The following is a 23,302-nucleotide window of genomic DNA, read 5'->3' on the forward strand; positions in this document are numbered from 1 at the left end:
CCCCAATATGTAGGGGCGAATCCTTGTGGTCGCCCTGGGCAGGCACAAGACCTGCCCCTACACCACGGAAATTCTGGAAGAACCACAGCAATTTCTGTTATGAGTTGATAGCCTCCCCTCTAACTTCCTCCACCGGGGGAAGAACCGGCCAACTTCCCCCGGGGGAGGGGACTGAGGGTAGCTCTCGGCCAAACCGGGAATCGCTGTCCTATCTAACGGATTATGCGTAATTAGCCGGGCGTCGTCAAGCTTGAATACTGCGTACCACGTGTTTCGTTTACGCAATACAAAAATACGCAACACGCTTTAAAAACATGCTCCGGTAAAATTATGCATAATGGGGTATCTATACAGACAAAATCAATTTTTAAATAAGGAGATTTCCGATGCAAAGCAAAACTGTGAGCGTGCCCAATATTTCTTGCGGCCACTGCGTGCGCACCATTCAGAATGAAGTGAGCGAGCTGGAAGGGGTTAAAAGTGTAACGGCCTCCCAAGAGACCCAAACCGTAACGGTTGAATGGGAGCAGCCGGCCACCTGGGACAAAATTCAAGCGTTGCTGGAAGAGATCAATTACCCGCCGGCAGCGTGAAAAACAAAAGATGAAGACTTGGAAGTTTTTCGTTTCCGGCCTCGGTTTTGGTCGTTTAAACATCAAAAATTACTCATAAGGAGTCCCTGAAAAATGCCTCAGTCCAAAACAACCTGGATCATCCTGGCTTTATTGCTGACGGCCCTGACCCTGGCCGCATGTGGCGGCGCTCAAGCCCCTGTTTCGGCGGCCGGTGTTACTGCACCCGCCAAGTTGAATTTGCCGGTTAATGTAGACGCGGCCACGGTTGAAAACGTGCGGAACCGGGCTGATGTGGTGATTATTGACGTGCGCGAAGATGTTGAGTACGCCGGCGGCCATATTCCCGGCGCGGTGTTGATCCCCCTGGCCCAGATCCCTCAGCGCCTGGCTGAAATTCCCCAGGATAAAACCGTGATCGCCGTCTGCCGCAGCGGGAATCGCAGCATCCAGGTAACATACTTTTTGCAGCAGCAGGGATTTACCAATGTGCACAATATGGCGGGGGGGATGAGGGCCTGGAGCCGGGCCGGCTATGAGCTGGAGAAGTAAAACTTTATCGCGTTTGCCCTTTCAAGCGTGAGCAATTAATGAGGAGATCTGATGGCTAAACAGCAGCTTACCATGCCCGTCTTGGGCATGACGTGCGCCAATTGCGTGGCTGCGGTTGAACGAAATACCAAAAAGGTGGCGGGCGTCACTGAGGCGGTGGTTAACTTTGGCACCGAAAAAGTGACAGTCACTTACGACCCCGCTCAAGCCAACCCCCAGGCCATTATTGACCGTATCACCCGCGCAGGTTATGAAGTGCCGGCGGCCACGCTGGAACTGCCCCTGACCGGCATGACGTGCGCCAATTGCGCGGCCACGGTTGAACGCACCCTGAACAAAAAAGTGCCCGGCATTTTAGAAGCCAGCGTTAACTTTGCCACAGAAAAGGCCACGGTCAAATACATTCCGGGCGCGGTGACGCGCGCCGAGATAGTGGCTGCGGTGCAACGCGCCGGTTATGGCGTGGTTCAAGTTGACTCTGAGGCAGAACTGGTTGACGCCGAAAAAGCCGCCCGCGAGCGTGAAATCAAAAACCAGACCCGCAAGCTGTGGGTGGGCGTTGCCTTTACCTTACCCCTGTTTATCCTCAGTATGGCCCGCGATTTTGGCCTGCTGGGGATGTGGGCGCACGCGCCATGGGTCAACTATCTATTTTTGGCCCTGGCCACGCCGGTGCAATTTTACACCGGCTGGGATTATTACCTGGGCGCATATAAAAGCTTGCGCAATAAATCGGCCAATATGGACGTGCTGGTGGCGTTGGGATCGTCGGTGGCTTACTTTTACTCCCTGGTGGTGCTGGCGGGCTTGATGGGCGGGCACGTTTACTTTGAAACCTCGGCGGCCATCATTACCCTGATCAAAGTGGGCAAACTTTTGGAAGCGCGAGCCAAGGGCAAAACCAGCGAGGCCATTAAAGCCTTAATGGGCCTGCAAGCCAAAACCGCCCGCGTGGAACGCAACGGCGTGGAAATGGATATTCCCACCGGCCAGGTGCAAGCCGGCGATATTGTGATTGTCCGGCCCGGCGAAAAAGCGCCGGTGGACGGGGTGGTGATTAGCGGCCACTCTGCCGTGGACGAGTCGTTGTTGACCGGCGAGAGTTTGCCGGTGGACAAAAAAGTGGGCGCCGCAGTGATTGGGGCCACCCTCAATAAACAGGGGCTGCTCAAAATTGAAGCCACCCGCGTGGGCCGCGAAACCGCCCTGGCCCAAATTGTGCGGCTGGTGGAAGAAGCGCAAGGCTCCAAAGCCCCCATCCAGGCCCTGGCCGATAGGGTATCGGCTGTGTTTGTGCCCGCCGTTATTGGCCTGGCCGTTTTTACCTTTATCATCTGGCTGGCGCTAACGGGCGATTTTACCGCCGCCCTGGTGCGGCTGGTGGCCGTGCTGGTGATCGCCTGCCCCTGCGCCCTGGGCCTGGCCACACCCACGGCCATTGTAGTGGGGATGGGCAAAGGAGCCGGGCAAGGCATTCTCTTCCGCAGCAGCGCGGCCCTGGAACGCGCCCACGCCTTGCAGGCCATTGTGCTAGACAAAACCGGCACCATCACCAGGGGCCAACCCAATGTAACGGATATAATGGTGAATGATGAATTATTAATGGCTAAGGAAAAATTAAAAGTTAAAAATTCACAATTCACAATTCACAATTCACAATTAGAAATTCTCCAATTGGCGGCGTCGGCGGAGCGCGGCTCCGAACATCCGTTGGGTGAAGCCATTGTGCGGGCGGCCCAGCAGCAGGGCCTTAGCTTGAGCGAACCCGCCGCCTTTGAGGCCATTGCCGGGCATGGCGTGTCGGCCAAAGTGGACGGACGCCGGGTGTTGTTGGGCAATTTGCGGTTGATGCAACGGGAAGGCATTGCGCTTAACGGGTTGGAAGAACAGGCTCAAACATTGCAGGGCCAGGCCAAAACCGCCATGTGGGTGGCCGTTGACGGGCAGGCCGCGGCGATTATAGGCATTGCCGACACCATTAAAGACGGCTCCAAAGAAGCGATTGCCGAAATGAAAAAGTTGGGCCTCCAGGTGGTCATGATCACCGGCGACAACCAGGCCACGGCCCGGGCCATTGCCGCCGAAGCCGGCCTGGAGCGCGTGCTGGCCGAAGTGCTGCCCGGCGACAAGTCGGCCAATGTGGCCCAGTTGCAGGCCGAAGGTTTGGTTACCGGCATGGTGGGCGACGGCATTAACGACGCGCCCGCCCTGGCCCAAAGCGACGTGGGCCTGGCGATTGGCACCGGCGCGGATGTGGCCATGGAGGCGGCCGAAGTTACCCTCATTAGCGGCGATTTGCGCGGCGTGCCCAAGGCCATTCGCCTGAGCCGGGCCACCATGCGCACCATCAAACAGAATCTCTTTTGGGCCTTTGCCTACAACGTGCTGCTCATCCCGGTGGCGGCGGGCATTTTGGCCGTTTTCCCTCACTGGCCCGTTTACCTGCGCGAGCTGCATCCTATTGCGGCTGCTTTGGCCATGGCCTTCAGTTCGGTGACCGTGGTCACTAACAGTTTGCGGCTGCGGCGAGCCAAAGTTTAGACAAACAAGGAAAAAACGATGACGATTGATTATGGCCTACGGACTATCCTGAATATACCTTACGAAGAAGCAATTGAAAAAGCAACTGCTGCTTTGAAAGAAGAAGGCTTTGGTGTATTAACTGAAATTGACGTAAAAGCCACGCTCAAAAAGAAACTGGACGCCGATTTTCGGCGCTACGTTATCCTGGGCGCGTGCAATCCTCCCCTGGCCTACCGGGCGCTTTCCCATGAGTTGGAAATTGGTTTGCTGCTACCCTGCAACGTGATTGTGTATGAAACAGACGATGCCCGGACCGTGGTTTCCATTGTCAACCCCATGGCCATGCTGGGCGTGGTGGAAAATGAAGCCCTGCAAAAAGTGGCCCATGAGGCCCAGGCCCGGTTGAGCCGCGTAATCCAAACCCTGGCTCAGAATTAATGGCTTGAAAGTTCGGCTTCCCCTTACTTGGCCGAATAGGGGGCCGACATGATCCCGCCAATATTATCCCTGGCGGTGGCCGTGCCCGCCGCGTCGCCGACGCCGCTTAAGGTAACCGTGCAACTTCCGGCGCAGTTTGTGGTAACCGGGTCAGCGTTTTGGGAGTCGGTTACCGTAACCGAGGCATTTTTTGAAACGGTTATGGTGACCACTACGTCATTGCCATGCCCGCCGCCGGTTCGCGCTGCATTAACAGAGGTAATGGCCCCACAACTACCCGGTTGCAGCGTATTGGCCACCTGGCAATAAACTTCGCTAATGGTGGGGCCAAGCACCAGTAAGACGGCAATCACCACAATTGCCACCAAAACCAGAATTAAGGCATATTCCACCAAGCCTTGTCCCCGTTCAGTGAAACTTTTATTGAATAATGAAAGCATGATAATGTCTCCTTTTAGCAGATTTGAATAAATATAAAAAATAAAGCCATTTGACATATATAAAAAAGGGGCAAATGATTCCACATTGCCCCTTTTTGCTGTTCAACTATAAAGAATCAAGACTATGGCAGTACGTCCATCATACTATAGGCCCAGTCATTACCCACACAAGCGTTGGCAATGATCTCGGTTTGGCCCGAACCGTCCCCCTTCATTTTCCAGATACCCCAACTGCCGGTACGGGCGCTGCGAAAGATAAGGTCGCCGTTGGGCGCGTAGGTGGCTAAGGTGTCGTGGCCCGGCGCATCGGTCAGGCGGCGTAAATTGCTGCCGTCAACGTTGATTGCGTAAATATCTACATTGCCTTCTACATCACGGCTAAAGGCAATGGTATCGCCGTCGGGCGACCAGGCCGGGAACGAGTCGGTGCCATTTTCCGTAAGTCGGGTGGGGTCAGAGTCATCGCGGTTGGAAATCCAGATGCCCACCTGCCCGTTTCGTCCCGAACGGTACACGATTTTCCGGCTGTCGGGCGACCAATCGGCTTGTTCGCCCGGAATTTCATAGCGAAATTGCTGGTTGGCCGCCGTGCCCAAAAAATAGAGGCGGTAGTCGCCGCCGGGTTTGGCGTCGTAAGCCACCATGCTGCCGTCCGGCGAAACCCTGGCCCAGCGGGCCGTGCCTTGTTTCCAATCAAGGCTCTGGAACATATTCAACTGCTCAATGCCGGTGGGCAAGGGGTAGGCGGTCATGGCCACCAGGCCGCTGCTGATGCCGTCAAACACGTATTCCAAACCGTTTCGCATTTGCCGGTCAACCCCTCCTTCGCCAAAGAAAAAGATCATCGCCCCGTCAGGCGTCCACGACGGCCCCGCGCCGCGGGTGACAATGAGTTGTTCATGCCGGCCGTTTGTATCCGCCACATAAATATCGTGATGGTCGCCGTCACATTTGGGATAGACCAGTTGGTAGACGCCGGCGGGGCTACCGGCCGTTTCAGCCGGGGGGAGAACATCTTCAATGATAAAAACGCCCAGGGATTGCAATTTGTCTTCCACATAAATTTCTAAAAGCCAATCGCCGGCCGGCAGCGGTTTAAGGCCGTTGTCAATAAAATAATCAAACGTGCCGCTTTCGGGGCCGGTCCAGGCCGTGGCGCTGCGGGCCACTTCCGTTTCGTTCAAGTACCACACCCGTTCCCAGGTATAGGCCGTTGACATCCCGCTGTAGTCAAAAATGGCGTGAATTTGAGTAATGCCTGCCGTAAATAACAGGTCGGGATCAATGGGTTCCCGCAGTTCGGTGGCGCCCAGGGCAAAGGTGATCTGGCCGATTTCCGGCTCCGGCCCAACCGGCGAGTCGGCGGGAATCGAGTCGCCCGCCCTGACCCCCTCGGTATCATCTTGGGCAAGAGGCTCGGCGGTGTTTTCAGGAGCAAGGGTGGCGGCGGGCGCAAGCGTGGGTGTTGTTGAGGCCGGAACTTCTACCGGCTCTGTGGCCTGGGCGATGGCCTCACTTGCCTGCTCACGAGTCAAAATAGAAGCAGGGCCGCAGCCAATAATGAGTACGGCCCAGAGCAGTAAACCATAGCCAAATACCGTGAACAGTTGAGGAGCGCGCCGGAGTCTATATGGTAAAGCGGCTCTATCTTCATAGGGAGAAAAGGTTTGGTCAAGGTTGTTCATCTGCCGGTCCTATAGTTATTCAGATAATATTTTGGGGTAGAGACAGGACATTGTCCTGTCTCTACCCGACCACAACTCAAAATCTTTTTCTGAACGTCTATATCAAGTTTTAAAGATAAAGCAGTAACTTCTCTGGGCCAAGTTGGTTGAGCTTGTCGAAACCAACGGCCTTCGACAATCTCAGGTCTTGTTTTCCCCAGAATTTTGAGAAGATACATGGAATGTTAAAAAATCCTACACGTTGAGGTAGGATTTTTTATTTTGTTCAAGGTTAAAGTTTTAGCCAACTATTTATTGTTGCCCTTGCCTCCGGCGTTACCGTTGCCGTTGCCTCCGGCATTTCCGTTACCATTTCCGTTGCCGCCGGCATTGCCGCGGTTGCCGTTGCCGCCGCCATTGCCGGCGTTGCCGTTGCCTCCGCCGTTGCCGTTGCCGCCGCCCACTAGATCAGAGGCATCATTTTTCTTATTCTGACCCGGCGGGCCGTTGCCGGGGTTGTCTTGAGATTGGACAGTATCATCATCACCTGTTTGATCACGGTTGCGGTTGCCGTTCCCCGGGTGAAGCCCGTTCTCTCTTAAAACATTGCCCCAGCCTGATTCATGGGCCATATCCAGTAATTCATCCGGGGCCATACCTAAACTGTCGGCAAAGAAGTAGGCTCTGGTAATGTTGCCAAAACCATTTCCGGCTTCGTGCAAAGCCATAATCTCTTCATACATTTCTTCATATGAGGCGTTTTCAGAAAAAGAAGAAAAATATTCCGCCAGGGCGCTGCCGACAGGATGTTGTCTCCCGGTTGGATCAGGCGTGGCGTTTGGATCGGGCGTGGCGCTTGGGTCAGGCGTAGCCGGATCACTATTTTTCCCGGACATGACTGAACCAAGGTTTGGCTTGCCAGTTGGCTCATCCAGGTCAAACGATTCGCCCAAGGTGGAGCCATCGTCTGTTGGGGTTTGCCGCGGCGGCGCTGCCTGGGCCACAAAAACAATACTTAATAAGAGCATAAGGGTTAAGGAAAAACTGATACTGCTTTTGGAAAACATTTTATACCTCCATCGAAAAATCATGAATAATGAATTATTAATGGCAAAGGGTAAATGAACACATCCATACGGATAACGGGCCTACAACGTCCCAAACAGGGCTGGTAACTATGGTTGCTCTGAGGCCAAAGGCCGAAGAATCTCTATGTGGCCTAACATTGTGTCGGCTTTGATATGGTTCATGGAGATTCTTCGCTCGTTCCTCGCTCAGAATGACATGACCGGAATAAATACCGGAGCTGTAACTCAAGCCGGTTGAATACAACGGCTCAATTTGGGCTTAAACACCTCTTCGGCGGGACAAACTTCTTCCAAAATCGTCACATGCCACCCCTGACAAACGGGACAGCACCACCAAACGCCTTTGTTCCCGTGGATAGAAAAATGTATCACGCCGTTGCCCAACACCTGCTCGCCTGTAGCCGGACAATGTTCTAAGATTTGAAAATTTTGTACTTTCATCAGATCACCTTTCATTTCTGGCTCCTCAATTTTGGCCTGGGGTTAGGGTTTACCGCCACCCTTGTCGTTGCTTTTACCCCCACCGCCGTTGTCTTTGCCACCCTGGCCGCCGTTGTCTTGACCCCCGCCAACGCCACTGCTGCTGCCGGGATTATCTTCATCAACGCCATCCGGGTCGTTGCCGTGGCCCCGGTCGTGGTCGCCCTGGTCAGGGCCGTCGTCTCCTGGGGTGTCATTACTGCCGCTCCCCCCATCGTCATTACTATCGGGAGAACCACTATCATCGCCGCCGCTCACCACGTCAAGATTATCCGGCGTTGGGGTGGGGGTAGGGGTTGGGAGCGAAGTTGGCGACGGCAAAGGAATGGTATCGCCGCTCTTTCCCGGCAAGGTGTCGCCCAAAGACGGGGCCGGCGCCGGAACCGTGTCGCCCAGAGAAGAAGGCGTGGGAGGAAGAGGATTCATTTTGGGAGTTGATACCGGGGCAGCGGTAACTGAAGCAGGTACTTTGGGAATTTCCGGCGCAATCAAAGTGGGCAAGGGAGTGGCTGAGGGAACCACCAATTCATCCTGAGGATTAATGAGCGAATCGCCCACAAACATAGAACCGATCAGCATAACCAGGCCAAGACCAATAATCGTGCCAATAATTACAGCAACGGCCAAAAACATGCCCTTAGACATGCCCCAAACCCTTGCCGGAGGCAATGCCTTAGGCCCAAACCAATGGGCCAATTGCCCTTGAAAAGCAGCCTGCGCAGCCGGACCGGCCGCAAAACTTACTTGCGAAAACTGCTGTCCCAATTTAAAAATTTCAGATAACTCCTCTACAGGGGAAGCAATTTGGACCTCGCCCGCCAGCATGCGATCAATTTGGGCTGAGAAGAGATCGGCTAGTTGTTGCTCATTCATCATACCGTCTCCTCTAACTGCTTTTGCAAACGACGCATCGCCCGCAACAAAACCACACTCACCGTCTTTTCCTTCAAATCCATAATTTGGCCGATTTCTTGATTGTTCAACCGGCTGCCAAACTTGAGACTGATCACCGTCTGGTCGCGTTCGCTTAATTGGGCTAAACCTTGTAACAACCGGGCCACCGATTCTTGCCGTATCACTTGCGTTTCGGGCGAGGCTTCGGGCGTTACCAGGTCGTTGGGCATTTCACCGTCCGCTTCCCACTTTGAGCGGCGCTCGCGGGCGCGATAGTAATTGGCCAACTCGTTGTGGGCAATCCGAAAAAGCCAGGTAGAAAAGGCTCCTTTTTGCGCCTCAAACTGCTCCCGGTGCGTATAGGCCTTTTCAAAAACAACGCCAAGCAAGTCCTCCGCATCTTCCAGCGCTCCAACCCGATAACGTAAGTAGTTGTAAACACGCGGATAGTAACGCTGAAAGAGTTCGGCAAAATCAAGCGCCGAAACGGTATTATCTGTATCTTCTTGAGCAATCGTTCCCAGAATAAGGGCTAATAAGAATTCCATTTTACGCCTGGGCCCAGGCGAACGGCGCTTTCTTTTATAGATATATACACCGCGCCCGATAATTTACTACACTTTACCCCAGATTATCTTAAAATTCGCTCATTGAAAATCCCTAAAAGGTACGGGAAGCCCGAAGCAAAAACTACAATCATTTTGCAGATGGTTGACATACCTCGTGTTTCGATGTATAATACCTTTAATTACGATGCATCGGACTTAAAAATTTATTGACCAGGAGCTAAACATGAATATGAAAGGCAGTTTACCGTTACTTATCCTGAATGAGCTTTCGGTGAAACCGGGGCACGGGTACTATTTGGCCAAACAAATTCGACAGAAGTCTAAAGGAGTGTTGGATTTTGCCGAAGGCACGCTGTACCCTACCCTGCACAATATGGAAAAACAGGGCTTTATTGAGGCGTTTGAGCAAGAAGAAAAAGGCCGACCCCGTCGTTATTACCATTTAACGGCCAGGGGCCGCACCGCATTGGCTCAAGAACGAGCGGAATGGGAACAATTCAGCGCGAGCGTTAACGCCGTTTTAGGAGGTGTCTCATGACCACGTCCCTTCCTCCCGATTTGAGTCGCTGGCTCGAGACCGTCACCCAACAGTTACCGGCCCAAGCAGCCGCCTATACCCGCGATGAGTTGACGGCCCATTATGAAGACGCCCTGGCCGATTACCTGGCCGCAGGCCTGACCCCGGACGAAGCGCATGCTCAAGCAATGGCCGACCTGGGGGAGGGCGACGTGGTTTCGCGGGGGTTAAAAGACGCCCACCTGGGCTACAGGCGTTACCAGTGGGCCATGCTGGCCAGCTTTTCTATGCTGATATTTATGCTCGGTTTCCCCATAATCTATCTGGCCCTGGGATTAAAAGAGGATTCAAGCCAGGCCATTGGGCTGTATGTTGTGGACGACATCCTATTCTATGGTCTCACCACGTTTGTACTATTATCTGCCCGGCAGCTTTTCACCTGGCGTTTTCATCTGCCGCTGGCCGACCGGTTTATCCGGCTGAGTGTCGGCGGGTTGACCCTGCAAATCATCGCCGATATTAGCAGCGTGCTTTTATTTGGCTATTCGCACAACGTGGGAAACAAATTTGTTACTATTTTCCAAACGGGTTCCGGCTTGGAAGCAGGATTACACCTGGTTTCGTTGATTGGTTTTGTTATCATTGGGGTGGGGCTGTTAGGTTTGGCCCGTGAAATTCTAAAAAACAAAACAGACCTGTATGGTTTGGGCCCTCCCCTGGCCGTTTTGCTCATAGTAATGGGGGGGTGTTTTTTCAGCAGTTGGTTATGGCTCAATATCCCTTCGGCCATTTCTCAGTTGGTGGGTGTGCTGGTGTTATTGAGTCATTTTTTAATATGGCCGTTGCTCACCCTGTTGTTTTTTAGAGTGTTGTATCGCCCTACCGGCCACCCCATCCGGCTGGCCTAAAAGAGACCAGCGACCAACGACCAACGACCAGCGACCGGATCAATTTTCGTCGTTCGTCGTTTGTCATTCGTCGTTGACCGCCTGCCCTTGACAAATTCAATGATCCCATTATAATCTCCCGCACTTAATCAACCATCTTCAGCCCAGTCTTTGGGCCAGGATACTGCTATGGGGCATCAGCGCGCCGAGCGACTCCAACCGCATCGTTTTTTGACCGCTTTAGTGCAGTGCGTCTGTACCGGGCGGGTGCAGCCGATTGATTCGGGTTGCCCGCCCGGATCGGACGTTATCAGTTGCACCCGCCGCTCACCCACTTTCGCGGTGAGTCGCGCCGGTTGAGCGAAGCTGCCTTTCAGGTGTCTAGCTAAAATTTTATTGAGCCGCCATATCCGCCTCACTTAATTGAGCGCGTTGGTTGTGTTCAACTGAGCCAGACTCATCGCCAGGACGTTTGCCCGCCGGTGAGTCTTTTTGATTCTTGAGCGCATGCCAGCAAATCTCTCCGGCCCTGCTCATCTCAACCAACAAACACAATGCAAAATACAAATGGGGGAAATTATGAAAATTGCAAACGATGTAACCGAATTGATTGGCAATACGCCCCTGGTGCGGATCAACCGTTTAACCGAGGGTTGCGTGGCCGATGTTGTAGCCAAATTGGAATATTTCAACCCGGCGCACAGCGTTAAAGATCGCATTGGCGTGTCAATGATTGACGCCGCCGAAAAAGCCGGCCTGATTAAGCCTGCTACCATTATCCTGGAGCCAACCAGCGGCAATACCGGCATTGCCCTGGCCTTTGTTTGCGCCGCCCGCGGTTACAAATGCGCCCTGGTGATGCCCGATACCATGAGCCTTGAACGGCGCATGCTGCTGCGAGCCTACGGCGCGGAACTGATTTTGACGCCCGGTAGCGAGGGCATGGGCGGGGCCATCCGCAAAGCCGAAGAACTGGCCGCCGCCGACTCGCGCTACTTTATCCCACAACAATTCCAGAACCCGGCCAACCCCAAAATCCATCGCCGCACCACGGCCGAAGAAATCTGGCGAGACACCGGCGGCCAGGTTGACCTGCTGGTGGCGGGCATTGGCACCGGCGGCACCATCACCGGCGTTGGTGAAGTGCTCAAGGCCCGCAAACCTTCTTGCCGGGTCGTCGCCGTAGAGCCGGATGCCTCGCCGGTGCTTTCCGGCGGACAAAAAGGACCGCATCCCATCCAGGGTATTGGCGCGGGGTTTGTTCCCCAGGTGCTCAATACCAAAATTTATGATGAAGTGGTCCGGGTTAAAGGTGAAGATGCCTTTGCCACAGCCCGGCGCATGGCCGCCGAGGAAGGGCTGTTGGTCGGCATCTCATCCGGGGCAGCGGTATGGGCCGCCTTGCAAGTGGCCCGCCGCGCGGAAAATGAGGGTAAACTTGTGGTGGTCATTATTCCCTCTTTTGGCGAGCGTTACTTGAGCACGGCTCTATTTGCCGATTTAGCGGATTAGAAAAGTAGGGCGGCGGAAGTAGGGCCGCAACAAGGGTGGCGCACCCGCTCCCTTCCTTGGCCCTCCTTCTCCTCCCGGTTTGGTAAGGAGCAACTCATGTTTAAAACAATAAAACGCGATCTACAAACCGTTTTTGAACGCGACCCGGCAGCGCGCAGTATCCCCGAAGTTTTACTGTGTTACGCCGGTTTGCATGCCCTGTGGGGGCATCGCCTGGCGCATTGGCTGTGGGAGCATCAGGCCAAACTGCCGGCCCGCTGGCTATCGCACCTGATGCGCTGGCTGACCGGCATCGAAATTCATCCCGGCGCTCAAATTGGCCCCAACTTTTTTATTGACCATGGCATGGGCGTGGTTATTGGCGAAACCGCCGAAATTGGGGCCAATGTGACGCTCTATCACGGCGTCACCCTGGGTGGAGTTAGCCTGGAGAAAGGCAAGCGCCACCCCACTTTGGAGGATGGGGTGGTGGTGGGGGCGGGGGCCAAAGTATTAGGCCCAATTACCATTGGCGCGTGCAGCCGCATTGGAGCCAACGCGGTGGTGGTAAAGCCTGTGCCGGCCAACTCGGTGGTGGTGGGGGTGCCGGGCCGCATGATCGAGCGCAGTAAACCCCATGTTCCCGAAGACCGCCCCGACCTGCGGCACGACCGCCTGCCCGACCTGGTTTGTTCGGCGCTGGACGCGGTTATAGCCCGCGTCAACGCCCTTGAGCGACAAAATGGAAACGGGACAGACAGGCGTCCTATTCCCTTTGCCACCAAAGAACAGGTCTGGCAGGGAGAGGATTTTTCAATTTAGGTTTGCGGGAAATTGATGTTAAAATATTTTTAGAAGTTGTCTGAAAAGCATGTTATTTCGAGGCCATAGGCCGAGAAATCCCTGGAATTTCGCCGGAAAACTTCATGCCGCGGGGATTCCTCGCTATCGCTCGAAATGACATGGCAACGTCTTATTGGCCACTACAGAATCTCGTCGAAAAACTTCAACATGTCAAAAAAACTCTGCCCTAAAATCATCCTGGAAGGCACTCGCCTGACCCACAAAACCGAGATCGCCTTTGCCCTGAACGAACATCCCCGCGTTGTTGGGCCGCGGAAATATCGTTATCACTCGCCCCTCGTCTCCGCCGAGTGGTGCGCCTTTACCAATTTTCCCTGGGGGCGCGGCTTGATCAACTTTGAACCGCAAGAAGAAGCCCTGGCTCTGGAAACCTATCAAACCTGGCTGCGTTTATTTGAGCTACAGCGTTACTATTCCTGGATCGTTGACCGCTTTCACATTTCCACCCGCCTGTATCAATTTAAAACTTACGGCAAAGATTATAAATTTGACTGGCTGGAGGAGCGGCTCCAGGCGTTGGGCTTCCGCCTGGTTTTTTGCACCCGCACGCCGGAGTCCTTTGCCCAGGCCCGGGAGAAACGGCTTTTGGTTTCAGGCAATCCGGCGCAATACGATCATCTGCAAGTATTTATTGAAGAACAGGCAGACTTTCGCCGTTTGGTGAGCGAGTCAATCCTCCCCACCCTGGAAGTGGACATCTCCAACGACGATATTGCCAAAGCCGCCGACAGAATTGCCGATTGGCTGGAACAAACCGGCGGGCTGTGGGCCGAATAAGGTAACCTTATTATCCCCGTCGACATTTAAAGTTTTTAATGACCGGTTTTGGGTAAGATAATTGTTATTTCCGTCCATCGGCCCCCGGCATTTCTCTCAATTGCCAGGGAGCCGCCCACGGCCTGAGCGCGCACCCGTAAATTGGCCAGGCCGGCCCCACCCTTATCAATCGGACGGGCGGCCACCTCTTTAAGATCAAATCCCTGGCCGTCGTCGGAAATGGTCAGGCAAAAATCTTTGTCGTTGTTTGATATGGTGATCCGCACATTTTGGGCGTTGGCATGTTTGCGAATGTTGAGCAGGGCCTCCTGCACTACTCTGAAGAGGGCCAATTTTTGCTGGTTGGAATAGGGGGGAAAGTTTGTGATATTGCAGTTACATTCCACCGGCGGCCCGCCTCTTTCCAGATGATGGTCTATGGCACGCTGGATATATTCATTCAAGTTGGCCTCCGGCTCAAGTTGAGGCCGGCGCATGTCGGCAATTACCTCGCGCACCTGATGAGAGGCCAATTGGATACGGCCTTCTAACTCGGCCAATTCTGTGGCCAACATCTCTAAATTGCCCCGTTCTAACAGCTTGCGGCAAATACCGGCTTGCAGGCCAAGTTGAAGCGTGGTTTGCGCCACGCCGTCGTGCAATTCTCTGGCTACGTAACGACGTTCATCTTCCAACGTGTTCAACAATATTTCAGTCATATATTTACGTCCTTGACGTTTGGTTTTCAACTTTCTTTACCGTGATGCCGTCATTCCAAAAAAGTGGAGTGTTTTGGCGCGGCCAGCCCTGGCGGATGGTTTGAAAGCCGCAGTTTATTTCTGTTCCAGCATGTCACCCTATTATTCTACCACAATCTTGCTTCATCGTCTTGTTTCGGTTCAGGGTTCTTTGCCCGAAAGTTGGAGCAAAAACGAGGATATTTCGGCCAATGACATAATTTTGTCAACCGCTTTTTCCTGAATGGCCGAGTAGGGCATGATGCCTGATTCGGCGGTGGTCGGGTCCTGGGCAATGGTCAGGCCACCTTTTTCTTTAATTTTTTTTAAGCCGGCCGTACCGTCGTTATTGGCGCCGGTGAGAATAAGGCCGATCAGGCTGGAGAGATAGGCCTCCGCAGCCGTTTCAAATAGCACGTCAATAGAAGGGCGCGAATAACAAACTTTGGCCTCGGCCGAAAGCGACAATGTTTTATCCTGTTCTACCAGTAAATGGTAGTTGGCCGGGGCAATATAAACCAGGCCGGGTTTTATCGGTTCTTTCTCCTCCGCCTCCTTCACCGTTAATTGGCACGACTCGTTCAAAGAAAAGGCCAAAAAATCGTCCGGCGCGGGCAGCCGGTGCTGGACAACGAGTATTGGCAAGGCAAAATCGGCAGGCAGGGGGGCCAGAATTTCTTGCAGCGCCTTTAACCCCCCGGCGGAGGTGCCAATAACAATGGTTTGGTAATCCATCACCCTATAAACGTTCGGCCGGCCTCTAAAAAATCCGTTCGCCGAATTTCTCCTTTTTGCACTGATATATTTTTTCTTTGGCCGCAAACTCAATAAAATCCTTTTTGACTTTTGAAAAGTGGAGAGTTTCTTTGCTGCCCAAACAAAGAAACCCGTTATAAAGTAAACTATCTCTAAAAAGCGACAGCACCCGGTTTTGCAAGTCGCGGTCAAAATAGATGAGCACGTTGCGGCACAAAATCAGGTGCATTTCGCCAAATACGCCGTCGGTGGCCAGGTTATGGTTGGCAAAGGTAATATTTTCTTGCAGCGCCGCATCCATAATCACCGATTGATACCGCGCCCGGTAGTAATCGGCCAGCGAGTTTTTGCCGCCGGTTTTTTGGTAATTAATGGAGTATTCTTTGATGCGCTCCAGGGAGTATATTCTGGTTTTGGCCTTTTCCAGAGCGGCGTCGTTGAAATCGGTGGCGTAAATATGGGCGCGTTTGTAAAGTCCTTCCTCTTGCAGAACAATAGCCAAAGAGTAGGTTTCTTCGCCGGTGGCGCAGCCGGCCTGCCAGATGTTGATATAGGGGAAGGTTTTTAAAAAAGGGATTATCTTTTCTCGCAGGGCCAGGTAAAACCAGGGATCGCGGAACATCTCTGTAACCGTGATGGACATATCAAAAAAGAGCGATTGAAAAAGCGCTTCGTCGTACAACACTTTGGCCGTTAACGCCGAAATTGTTTCAAGTTTTGATTTGCAAAGGTGATGTTGGACCCGCCGCTTAACAGAGGCCGGGCTGTATTGCCTGAAATCGTAGCCATAACGGCGATAAATTGCTTCCAGCAGCAGCTCAAGTTCAATTTGTTCAATTTTTACTTTTTCCATCAATTTATCCCTTTTCCGCAGCCGCGGCGGGCACGGTAAACTTTACCGTTGTGCCTTTGTCCGGTTCACTCTCTATCCAAATTCGGCCCCCATTTTTCTCCACCATTTCCTGGCACAAGATCAGGCCCAGGCCCGTGCCTTTCTCCTGAGCCGTTCCCGCGGTGGTGTGATGCACCTCTAATTTGAACAAGTTAGCAATATCTTCCGGCCTGATGCCCACCCCCGTATCGGTAATGTTTACCTCCACCCAGGCGGTATCCCGGCCGGAAGAGAGGCCATTTTGACAAATCGAAAGCGTTACCTGGCCCCCTAAAGGGGTAAACTTGAGCGCGTTGCTAGTTAAATTACGAATAACCGTTTCAATCATATAGGCATCGGCATGCACAATTATTCCTTCTGCAATCAGCTGTTGCAACCGGATTTTTTTACTGGCGGCTACTTCTTGCAACAAACTGACGGTATTTTCAGCCAACTGGTACAAATCAACCAGGCCGGGTTCATATTCTATCCGCCCCCGCTGTAACTGCGACCAGGTTAACAGGTTTTCTAATAAATTGTGCGCCGCTTTGGCCTGGTTATGGATACTCTCGCTCATTTCCTGAATATCTGCCTGGCTCAACCGGTCAATCATCTCCATCATCAGTTGGGCGTTGCCCAGTAAAACGTTGAACGGGTTTCGCAGGTCGTGAGAGATAATTGAGAAGAATTTGTCTTTGTCCGCATTCAGCTTTTTCTCCAGTTCGTACAGCCGGGCGTTACGAATGGCAATGGCAATTTGATTGGTGAGTGTTTGCAGCACCCGTTCTTCTTCGGTATCAAACCGCGCCTTGCACTCGCTTTGAATGTCCAGAACCCCAATCATTTCTTGGGCCACGTGCAGCGGCAGGGCCAATTCTGAACGTGTTTTGGGCAAAGCGTTCATTGTCAAAAACCTGGGGTCGGTACTAACGTCATCGGCCCGGTAAGTTTGGCCCGTGCGAGCCACCCAGGCAATGATGCCGCGCTCCGCATCCAGTTCAATTGACGCGCCCGGCTCCAGCATCTGGTTTCCATTACGTCCCAGCCCGGCCTGTAAAATAACCCTGTCTTTGGTTTCGTTCAATAGCCACACCCCGGCAAAGTAGTAGCCAAACTTGCTCTGAATTGATTGCACCACGGCTGCCAGCAACTCGTCTAACTCAAGAATCGAGGTAACCTGTTGGCCCACTTGATTGCTGGCCTCCAATTGCACGGCTCGTTTTGACAGGGCAACATTGGCGTCTTGCAGCTCACCGGTTACCTGGATCAGGGCCTCATTTTTATCATTCAACTCATTAACCAGGTGTTGCAATTTGACCCGTTGGTGGTAAAGGTCCAGAAAAACTTTGACTTTGCTGAGCAAAATCTGCGGCACAAACGGCTTGCTCAAAAAGTCAACCGCCCCGGCATCATAGCCCTTGCGATGATGATACTCGTCGGAATAGATGGCGCTGACAAAGATTACGGGCAAGCTGGCCGTGCTGGTATTGCCCCGCCACAACTCCACCAACTCGTAGCCGTCCATCTCGGGCATCTGCACATCCACAATGGCCAAACAAAAATCCTGTTCCAGGGTTAAGCTCAGCGCCTCAACCCCAGACGTGGTTTGCACCACCTCCACCGCCAGTTGTTTCAGGAGGTTTTCTAAGGCAAAGAGGTTTTGGGGCTTGTCGTCAACGATCAAAATTTTGGGTTTTGTTTGAGATTCACTCATCGTTCGCTCCATAAAAACCAGATGAATCCAGGGCCAACGGGCCAATCGCCGCTACTGATACAACCACACCCGCAACATCGAGAAGAGGCGGTCAATGTCCACGGGCTTGGGCAAATAATCATTGGCCCCCACTTCCAAACACTTCTCGCGGTCGCCCGTCATGGCCTTGGCGGTGAGGGCCAAAATGGGCAGGGTTTTGAACTGGGGTTGGGCGCGGATGCGTTTGATGGTTTCATAGCCGTCCAACACCGGCATCATAATGTCCATCAAGACCAGGTCTATCTTTGGCTCTTCCGCCAACAATTCCAGGGCTTTTTGCCCATTTTGGGCAATCTTGACGATGATGCCCTTATCGGACAACAACTTGGACAGGGCAAAGGAGTTGCGCATATCGTCATCCACAATCAGCACCTTCTTGTCTTTCAGCAGGTCATCCTGGTGGTAGAGTTGTTTGATGGTCTGTTGTTTGTCGGAGGGCATGTCGGCCACCACCCGGTGCAGGAAGAGGGCGGTTTCATCGAGCAGGCGTTCGGGGGATTTGACGCCTTTGACGATGACGCTGTCGGCATATTGCATCAGTTCCTCGTTCTCTTGTGGGGTCAACTCTCGGCCGGTGTAGACAATGACGGGGCAGCGGACGATGGTTTCATCGCGGTTGATGGTGTTCAACACTTCAAAGCCGTTCATATCGGGCAGGCTGAGGTCCAGGATCATACAATCAAAGGGTTGTACGCGCAAGAGTTCCAGGGCTATCTTTCCCTGTTCGGCTTCGCTGATGCGCACATCGTTGCCGTTGAGGAGTTTTTTGATGCTGCGGCGGGAGTGGGCGTCATCTTCCACCAGCAGGAGGGTTTTGATCTGGCGGGAGATGAGGCCCTGGATTTTTTCAAAGGCTTGCTCCAGGCCTTCCTGGCTGACGGGCTTGGTGAGATAGCCCATGGCCCCGCGCCGGTAGGCGTCCAGGACTTCATCCTCCACGGACATAATGTGGACGGGGATGTGGCGGGTGGCGGGGTCGTTTTTCAAGCGGGCCAGCACTTCCCAACCGCTGATGTCGGGCAGGTTGAGGTCGAGGATGATGGCCTGGGGTTGGTAGGTTTTGACCAAATCTAAGCCGGCCTGGCCCTGGTTGGCGATGAGACATTTGAAGCCCTTTTTGTGGGCGTAGTTGTAGGCCACTTTGGCAAACTTGGGGTCGTCCTCGATGATGAGGACGACTTTGATCTCCTCCCCGGGTTGGGCGGGTGCGTTCAGGTCGGTTCGATCATCGGCCACGCGGGCCAGTTTTGGGGATGGGGTGGAGGGGATAACCGGAGGCGGCTGAGATGCAGCAGGCTTTGAGGGCCGGCTGGTGGGGGAAATTTGCGCTTTGGCCGTATCCCGGATACCCTGTCCGGCAATGGGCAGGTAGAGGGTGAAGGTGCTGCCCCGGCCCGGTTCGCTTTCCACCTCAATCTGGCCGCCCAGTTTGGCCGCCAACTCTCTGGAAATGGACAGGCCCAGGCCGGTGCCGCCGTACTGCCGGCTGGTGCCGCCGTCGGCCTGCTGAAAGGCTTCAAAGATGACCTTGAGTTGTTCTGCCGTCATCCCAATGCCGGTATCGGCCACGCTGAGGGCAATGGCCTGGCTGGGGTCCAGGCTACTGCGAGACAGGTCAACGTGGCTATCGGGGCGATAGATATTCAGGCTAACGCTGCCCTGGTCGGTGAACTTGAAGGCATTGGACAGCAGATTTTTGATAATTTGTTGCACCCGCTGGGAATCGGTAGTGAGGGTCAAAGGCACATCCTCCGCCACAGTGAGGTTGAAGGCCAGTCCTTTTTCCTGGGCCAGGTGATTGAATTGAACCTGCATGGCGGAAACCAGGTCGGTCAGGGGCATCTGTTCAAAGGAGAAGGACATCTGGCCGGCTTCCACTTTGGACAGGTCCAGGATGTCATTGATGAGGTTCAGCAGGTCGGTGCCGCCGCTGTACATGATCTGGGCGGATTCGACCTGTTCTGGGTTCAGATTGCCTTCTTTGTTATCGGCCAGCATGCGGGCCAGGATGAGCAGGCTGTTCAACGGCGTGCGCAGTTCGTGGGACATATTGGCCAGGAATTCGGATTTGTACTTGCTGGCCAGGGCCAGTTCCTGGGCTTTGCGTTGCAGTTCCTCTTGGGCCTCCTTGAGTTCCTGGTTTTGTTGGTCCAGGATGGTTTGTTTTTCTTTGAGTTGGGCTTCGGAGAGGCGCAGGCTTTCGGTTTGGGCTTCGAGTTCTTCGTTGGCCACGCGCAGTTCTTCGCTTTGGGTTTGCAGTTCTTCGGCTTGTTGTTGGGTTTCGGCCAGCAGTTCGTTGATGCGGGCGCGGGCCTGGGCGGTGTTAAAGGCAATGGCAATGCTGTCGAGGGCGGTTTGCAGGAATTCGGTTTGGGCCTGGCTGAACTGGGTCAGCGTGCCCAGTTCAATCACCCCCACCACCCGATTTTCATACACAAAGGGATAGATCATAACAAACTTGGGCGGCGTTTCAACTAACCCCGACCGGATGGCCAGGTGCTCATCCGGCACATTGGCTATGAGCATGGGTTGTTTTTCCAGCGCCACCTGTCCCACCAAACCCTCCCCAAATTTGAACTGGGTGTTTGAATTGTTGCGGCTATAGGCATAACTGCCCACCAGCTTCAGGTAGTTATTTTCAGCAACATATAATACCCCAATGGGGGCTTCCAGGTATTGGCACAACTGCCGAATAATATTGTTAGCCAAGGTGGCCACATCCTGCTCGCCCTGCATTTTATCGTTCAGTTGGGCCTGGCCGGTGGTTTGCCAGATTTTCATTTCCAGGGCCTGGTTGGCAAGCTCTATCTCTTTGCGGGCCTGTTCCGCTTCTTTGCGGGCTTGTTCCGCTTCTTCCTTACTTTGGGTGGTTTCTTCAAACAGGCGGGCGTTGGTCAGGGCCACGGCGATGTGATTGGCCAGCAAACGCAACAGGTCCGCCTCCTTTTCATCCAAACCACCAATCCTGTCCGCTTGCACATCCAGCACGCCCACCACCTTGCCTTCTAGCATAATGGGCACGGCCATTTCGGCGTAGGTGTGGGGCAAGAGGGGGTTGGGTAGCCAGTCGGCCGCCTTGCGCACGTTATCCACTATCACCACTTTGCCGGTGCGGGCCGCGCGCGCCACCAGCGATTGTTCTTGTTTCAGGGAAATACTCCAGCCATCGGCCACCATCTGCCGCCCGGCTTCGCCGGCCCCGGCAGCCAGGTGCAGAACATCCCCGGTTTCATTGAGCAAATAAACGTGGGCGTGGTACAGGCCAAAGCGTTCTTTGGTTAAGTCAACCACCTGTTGTAGCAAGAGGGCCGTATCCAAAATGGTGGAGGTGGCGGTACTGACCTCGGCCACGGTTTGCAATTGCCGGACACGTTTCTCTTCTTGTTCCACCAGCAGGGCGCCCTTTAGCGCGCTACTGATTTGTTCGCGTAGCGTGGTGTAAATTTGGCCCTCGCGGGGACCTACCTCAAATAGGACAAAGCCCAATTGGGCCTCTCGAAAGTAGAGCGGTTCTACAATAAAGCTATATGGTCTATCAGGCAGCCAAAAACCTGCCGGGATCAGGTGAGAGGAGGGAAATACCTGTCCGGTCACGTCCAGTTCAATCCGCCCCTGCGCGTGATAAGCCAGCAGCAGCCGCGATGCTGCGGCCGGTTGTTGGGGATTTTCATAAATTGACAGATAACCACTGGGGATGCCCAGCCGGGGCAGCTCTTGCGCCAGCGTGTCCATTAATCCTTTAATGTCAAAGGTGGTAATCAACGTGGCCCCAATCATGTTCAAAAGTTGGGTCTGCTGTTCAACTTGCCAGGCCTGATATCCGCGCGCCCGTTGAGCAATTTCCCCAATCATGGCCTGGCCCTGCAAACACAGGTCTTCGGCCCGAAATAACGCCTCGCCGTCCAGGTAGGGCCGCGCCAGCCGCCACAGCACCGACAACGCCCCCTGCCAGGCCAACACTTCACCACCATTCATCACTACCTGGTGTAAAATCTCCTCCAACTCTCGCCAAAATACGTCTGCGGCCTCCGCCTGCACTTCGGCGGTAAAACTATCCAGTAATCGCCTCGCCCAGGTTAAGGCGGCGTCACCTCCTCCTACCGCCTGAGCTATGCCGGCCAGAATGTTCTCTTGGTTTGCGGCCAGGGCATCTTCTAATGGCTGCTGACCGGCCTGGGTCGGTTCTGTTACTGTCTGAATCACGGCGGCCGGCGCACAGCCACACGAGCGGCGGATGACCAGTTCCGTGGGCAGGATCACCTGGGCGGGTATTTGTTCACCCGCTATCAGGGCCAATATCATTTCGGCAGATTTTTGTCCCATCTCATAGTATCGGGGGTGTATCGTGGTCAGCGGAGGCGTAACCACGGTGCCCACCGCCTGGTCATCGTGACCCGTGATCGCCACTTCTTCGGGCACGCGGATACCCCGCGCCTGTAACATTTGCAAAGTCGCCAGGGCCTTGTCGTCATCCGACGCCACCACCGCCTCAAAATCAAGGCCTGGGCGCAGGTGACGTTCATCCAAAGCGGGCAGCATATCGGTTTGGAAAACAAGATTTGGCTCAAAGGGCAAATCATAATCGGCCAATGTCTCGGTGTAGGCTCTATATCGGGCCTGGTGTACCGGGTCACTTGGCGTTCCCAGCAAAAAAGCCAGGCGGCGATAGCCATGCGCTTTGATGAGATGGGTGATAATCTGGCGCATAGACTGGTAGTCATCCTTGACGATAGTGGGGGCATTGGCGAGTTGCCGCTCCAAACTGACGATAGGCAGCGGCTGAAAGCGTTGACAAAAACCTTCCAATTCTTGTTGATCAGCACAATGCGCCCCCACCGTACTGGCCCAGATGACCAGGCCATCCAAAATCTCCGCGCTCACCAGATCGTAAAGATAATTGTCCGGGCCTTTATATCCTTCAGCAGAGAGGCGTAAACCTCCACCGGGGAAAAAGATCAGGTTGACTTCTCGTTCCCGGCAGGCGTCAACCATACCTTGCCATTGCAACAGGGACCAGGTGGCGGTGGGTTTTATAGAAAGTAAGCCAATCGTTGGTCGCCGTTTTTGGGATTTAGGATCAACAGTCAAGATTTTAGAATTAGTTTGGGATTCATTCATACGTTATTCCATAAAAATTGAAATCTCTGAGTTTATTGGTGGTGGTTAAGCAGTAAGTGATGGCATGTCATCCATCCGCTACGCTCAGGACAGGTTTCGAGGAACGAAGTGACGAGAAATCTCCTTGAGTTGTTCGTTTTAAGAAGGGTCTGAGAGGATTTCTCGCTCCTATCGTCGTTCGAATGACATACTGAAAATCCTCATCACTTACAACTTTACCACTACCAGTTTATTGATACAACCACACCCGCAACATCGAAAATAGGCGGTCCACATCCACCGGCTTGGAAAGGTAGTCATTGGCCCCCACTTCCAAACACTTCTCCCGGTCG

General features: G+C 53.7%; 20 protein-coding genes and 1 pseudogene. 10 read left to right on the forward strand and 11 right to left on the reverse strand.

Annotation, left to right across the window (positions count from 1 at the left end):
• Positions 1-386: 386 nt before the first annotated feature.
• The 4 genes from JW953_03915 (at position 387) to JW953_03930 (ending at position 4,085) form a co-directional block, all read left to right on the forward strand.
• Entirely contained in the window at positions 387-593 is a 207-nt protein-coding gene (locus JW953_03915) for a heavy-metal-associated domain-containing protein (GenBank protein MBN1991824.1), read from the forward strand.
• Between the two features lie 93 nt (positions 594-686).
• A complete protein-coding gene (locus JW953_03920) occupies positions 687-1,124 on the forward strand; it encodes a rhodanese-like domain-containing protein (protein MBN1991825.1) in 438 nt (145 codons plus the stop codon).
• A gap of 48 nt (positions 1,125-1,172) precedes the next feature.
• Complete coding sequence (locus tag JW953_03925) at positions 1,173-3,665, forward strand: copper-translocating P-type ATPase (protein ID MBN1991826.1); 2,493 nt, start codon at positions 1,173-1,175, stop codon at positions 3,663-3,665.
• 18 nt (positions 3,666-3,683) lie between these two features.
• Positions 3,684-4,085: a DUF302 domain-containing protein gene (locus JW953_03930; protein ID MBN1991827.1), complete on the forward strand. Its 402-nt coding sequence runs from the start codon at positions 3,684-3,686 to the stop codon at positions 4,083-4,085.
• Between the two features lie 284 nt (positions 4,086-4,369).
• On the opposite strand, the pseudogene JW953_03935 reads toward JW953_03930, so the two are convergent.
• From JW953_03935 to JW953_03960, 6 genes and pseudogenes are all read right to left on the reverse strand, one after another.
• Positions 4,370-4,525: pseudogene (locus JW953_03935) on the reverse strand (Flp family type IVb pilin).
• Between the two features lie 122 nt (positions 4,526-4,647).
• A complete protein-coding gene (locus tag JW953_03940; protein MBN1991828.1) occupies positions 4,648-6,210 on the reverse strand; it encodes a PD40 domain-containing protein in 1,563 nt (520 codons plus the stop codon).
• A 287-nt stretch (positions 6,211-6,497) separates the two neighbouring features.
• Complete coding sequence (locus JW953_03945) at positions 6,498-7,256, reverse strand: hypothetical protein (protein MBN1991829.1); 759 nt, start codon at positions 7,254-7,256, stop codon at positions 6,498-6,500.
• A 246-nt stretch (positions 7,257-7,502) separates the two neighbouring features.
• Positions 7,503-7,718 (reverse strand): hypothetical protein, encoded by a 216-nt coding sequence (locus tag JW953_03950; protein ID MBN1991830.1) that lies wholly within the window; start codon positions 7,716-7,718, stop codon positions 7,503-7,505.
• Between the two features lie 42 nt (positions 7,719-7,760).
• Entirely contained in the window at positions 7,761-8,633 is an 873-nt protein-coding gene (locus JW953_03955) for a hypothetical protein (GenBank protein ID MBN1991831.1), read from the reverse strand.
• The gene (locus JW953_03960; protein MBN1991832.1) at positions 8,630-9,199 is read right to left on the reverse strand and encodes a sigma-70 family RNA polymerase sigma factor; all 570 of its coding nucleotides are present in this window, start codon (positions 9,197-9,199) and stop codon (positions 8,630-8,632) included. Before JW953_03960 ends, JW953_03955 begins: the two co-directional genes overlap by 4 nt.
• Before the next feature lie 244 nt (positions 9,200-9,443).
• Here JW953_03960 and JW953_03965 point away from each other — a divergent pair, with 244 nt between their 5' ends.
• The 6 genes from JW953_03965 (at position 9,444) to JW953_03990 (ending at position 13,756) form a co-directional block, all read left to right on the forward strand.
• A complete protein-coding gene (locus tag JW953_03965) occupies positions 9,444-9,758 on the forward strand; it encodes a PadR family transcriptional regulator (protein ID MBN1991833.1) in 315 nt (104 codons plus the stop codon).
• Positions 9,755-10,645 carry a hypothetical protein gene (locus tag JW953_03970; GenBank protein ID MBN1991834.1) on the forward strand — a complete coding sequence of 297 codons (891 nt, stop codon included), beginning with the start codon at positions 9,755-9,757 and terminating at the stop codon, positions 10,643-10,645. Before JW953_03965 ends, JW953_03970 begins: the two co-directional genes overlap by 4 nt.
• Before the next feature lie 168 nt (positions 10,646-10,813).
• A complete protein-coding gene (locus JW953_03975; protein ID MBN1991835.1) occupies positions 10,814-10,984 on the forward strand; it encodes a hypothetical protein in 171 nt (56 codons plus the stop codon).
• 219 nt (positions 10,985-11,203) lie between these two features.
• Positions 11,204-12,136 (forward strand): cysteine synthase A, encoded by a 933-nt coding sequence (gene cysK, locus JW953_03980; protein MBN1991836.1) that lies wholly within the window; start codon positions 11,204-11,206, stop codon positions 12,134-12,136.
• 96 nt (positions 12,137-12,232) lie between these two features.
• A complete protein-coding gene (gene cysE / locus JW953_03985) occupies positions 12,233-12,937 on the forward strand; it encodes a serine O-acetyltransferase (GenBank protein MBN1991837.1) in 705 nt (234 codons plus the stop codon).
• 189 nt (positions 12,938-13,126) lie between these two features.
• Positions 13,127-13,756, forward strand: coding sequence for a hypothetical protein (locus tag JW953_03990; GenBank protein MBN1991838.1), 630 nt, complete (start codon positions 13,127-13,129; stop codon positions 13,754-13,756).
• Positions 13,757-13,791: 35 nt separating this feature from the next.
• Here the strand turns inward: JW953_03990 and JW953_03995 are convergent, their stop codons facing one another.
• The 5 genes from JW953_03995 to JW953_04015 form a co-directional block, all read right to left on the reverse strand.
• Positions 13,792-14,454, reverse strand: coding sequence for a sensor histidine kinase (locus JW953_03995; protein MBN1991839.1), 663 nt, complete (start codon positions 14,452-14,454; stop codon positions 13,792-13,794).
• 180 nt (positions 14,455-14,634) lie between these two features.
• On the reverse strand, positions 14,635-15,207 hold the full coding sequence (locus JW953_04000) for a chemotaxis protein CheB (GenBank protein MBN1991840.1): 573 nt from the start codon (positions 15,205-15,207) through the stop codon (positions 14,635-14,637).
• Between the two features lie 25 nt (positions 15,208-15,232).
• Complete coding sequence (locus JW953_04005) at positions 15,233-16,081, reverse strand: protein-glutamate O-methyltransferase CheR (protein MBN1991841.1); 849 nt, start codon at positions 16,079-16,081, stop codon at positions 15,233-15,235.
• Positions 16,082-16,085: 4 nt separating this feature from the next.
• A complete protein-coding gene (locus JW953_04010; GenBank protein MBN1991842.1) occupies positions 16,086-17,813 on the reverse strand; it encodes a hybrid sensor histidine kinase/response regulator in 1,728 nt (575 codons plus the stop codon).
• A gap of 51 nt (positions 17,814-17,864) precedes the next feature.
• Positions 17,865-22,970, reverse strand: coding sequence for a response regulator (locus tag JW953_04015; GenBank protein ID MBN1991843.1), 5,106 nt, complete (start codon positions 22,968-22,970; stop codon positions 17,865-17,867).
• Positions 22,971-23,302: the final 332 nt, after the last annotated feature.

The organism is Anaerolineae bacterium, from assembly GCA_016931895.1.
Classification (GTDB): domain Bacteria; phylum Chloroflexota; class Anaerolineae; order 4572-78; family J111; genus JAFGNV01.

Excerpts from the sequence above, each read along its gene's own strand:
- JW953_03915 (MBN1991824.1), top strand. The coding sequence starts at position 387 with ATGCAAAGCAAAACTGTGAGCGTGCCCAATATTTCTTGCGGCCACTGC.
- JW953_03920 (MBN1991825.1), top strand. The coding sequence starts at position 687 with ATGCCTCAGTCCAAAACAACCTGGATCATCCTGGCTTTATTGCTGACG.
- JW953_03930 (MBN1991827.1), top strand. The coding sequence starts at position 3,684 with ATGACGATTGATTATGGCCTACGGACTATCCTGAATATACCTTACGAA.
- JW953_03940 (MBN1991828.1), bottom strand. The coding sequence starts at position 6,210 with ATGAACAACCTTGACCAAACCTTTTCTCCCTATGAAGATAGAGCCGCT.
- JW953_03945 (MBN1991829.1), bottom strand. The coding sequence starts at position 7,256 with ATGTTTTCCAAAAGCAGTATCAGTTTTTCCTTAACCCTTATGCTCTTA.
- JW953_03950 (MBN1991830.1), bottom strand. The coding sequence starts at position 7,718 with ATGAAAGTACAAAATTTTCAAATCTTAGAACATTGTCCGGCTACAGGC.
- JW953_03955 (MBN1991831.1), bottom strand. The coding sequence starts at position 8,633 with ATGATGAATGAGCAACAACTAGCCGATCTCTTCTCAGCCCAAATTGAT.
- JW953_03960 (MBN1991832.1), bottom strand. The coding sequence starts at position 9,199 with ATGGAATTCTTATTAGCCCTTATTCTGGGAACGATTGCTCAAGAAGAT.
- JW953_03965 (MBN1991833.1), top strand. The coding sequence starts at position 9,444 with ATGAATATGAAAGGCAGTTTACCGTTACTTATCCTGAATGAGCTTTCG.
- JW953_03970 (MBN1991834.1), top strand. The coding sequence starts at position 9,755 with ATGACCACGTCCCTTCCTCCCGATTTGAGTCGCTGGCTCGAGACCGTC.
- JW953_03975 (MBN1991835.1), top strand. The coding sequence starts at position 10,814 with ATGGGGCATCAGCGCGCCGAGCGACTCCAACCGCATCGTTTTTTGACC.
- cysK (MBN1991836.1), top strand. The coding sequence starts at position 11,204 with ATGAAAATTGCAAACGATGTAACCGAATTGATTGGCAATACGCCCCTG.
- cysE (MBN1991837.1), top strand. The coding sequence starts at position 12,233 with ATGTTTAAAACAATAAAACGCGATCTACAAACCGTTTTTGAACGCGAC.
- JW953_03990 (MBN1991838.1), top strand. The coding sequence starts at position 13,127 with ATGTCAAAAAAACTCTGCCCTAAAATCATCCTGGAAGGCACTCGCCTG.
- JW953_03995 (MBN1991839.1), bottom strand. The coding sequence starts at position 14,454 with ATGACTGAAATATTGTTGAACACGTTGGAAGATGAACGTCGTTACGTA.
- JW953_04000 (MBN1991840.1), bottom strand. The coding sequence starts at position 15,207 with ATGGATTACCAAACCATTGTTATTGGCACCTCCGCCGGGGGGTTAAAG.
- JW953_04005 (MBN1991841.1), bottom strand. The coding sequence starts at position 16,081 with ATGGAAAAAGTAAAAATTGAACAAATTGAACTTGAGCTGCTGCTGGAA.
- JW953_04010 (MBN1991842.1), bottom strand. The coding sequence starts at position 17,813 with ATGAGTGAATCTCAAACAAAACCCAAAATTTTGATCGTTGACGACAAG.
- JW953_04015 (MBN1991843.1), bottom strand. The coding sequence starts at position 22,970 with ATGAATGAATCCCAAACTAATTCTAAAATCTTGACTGTTGATCCTAAA.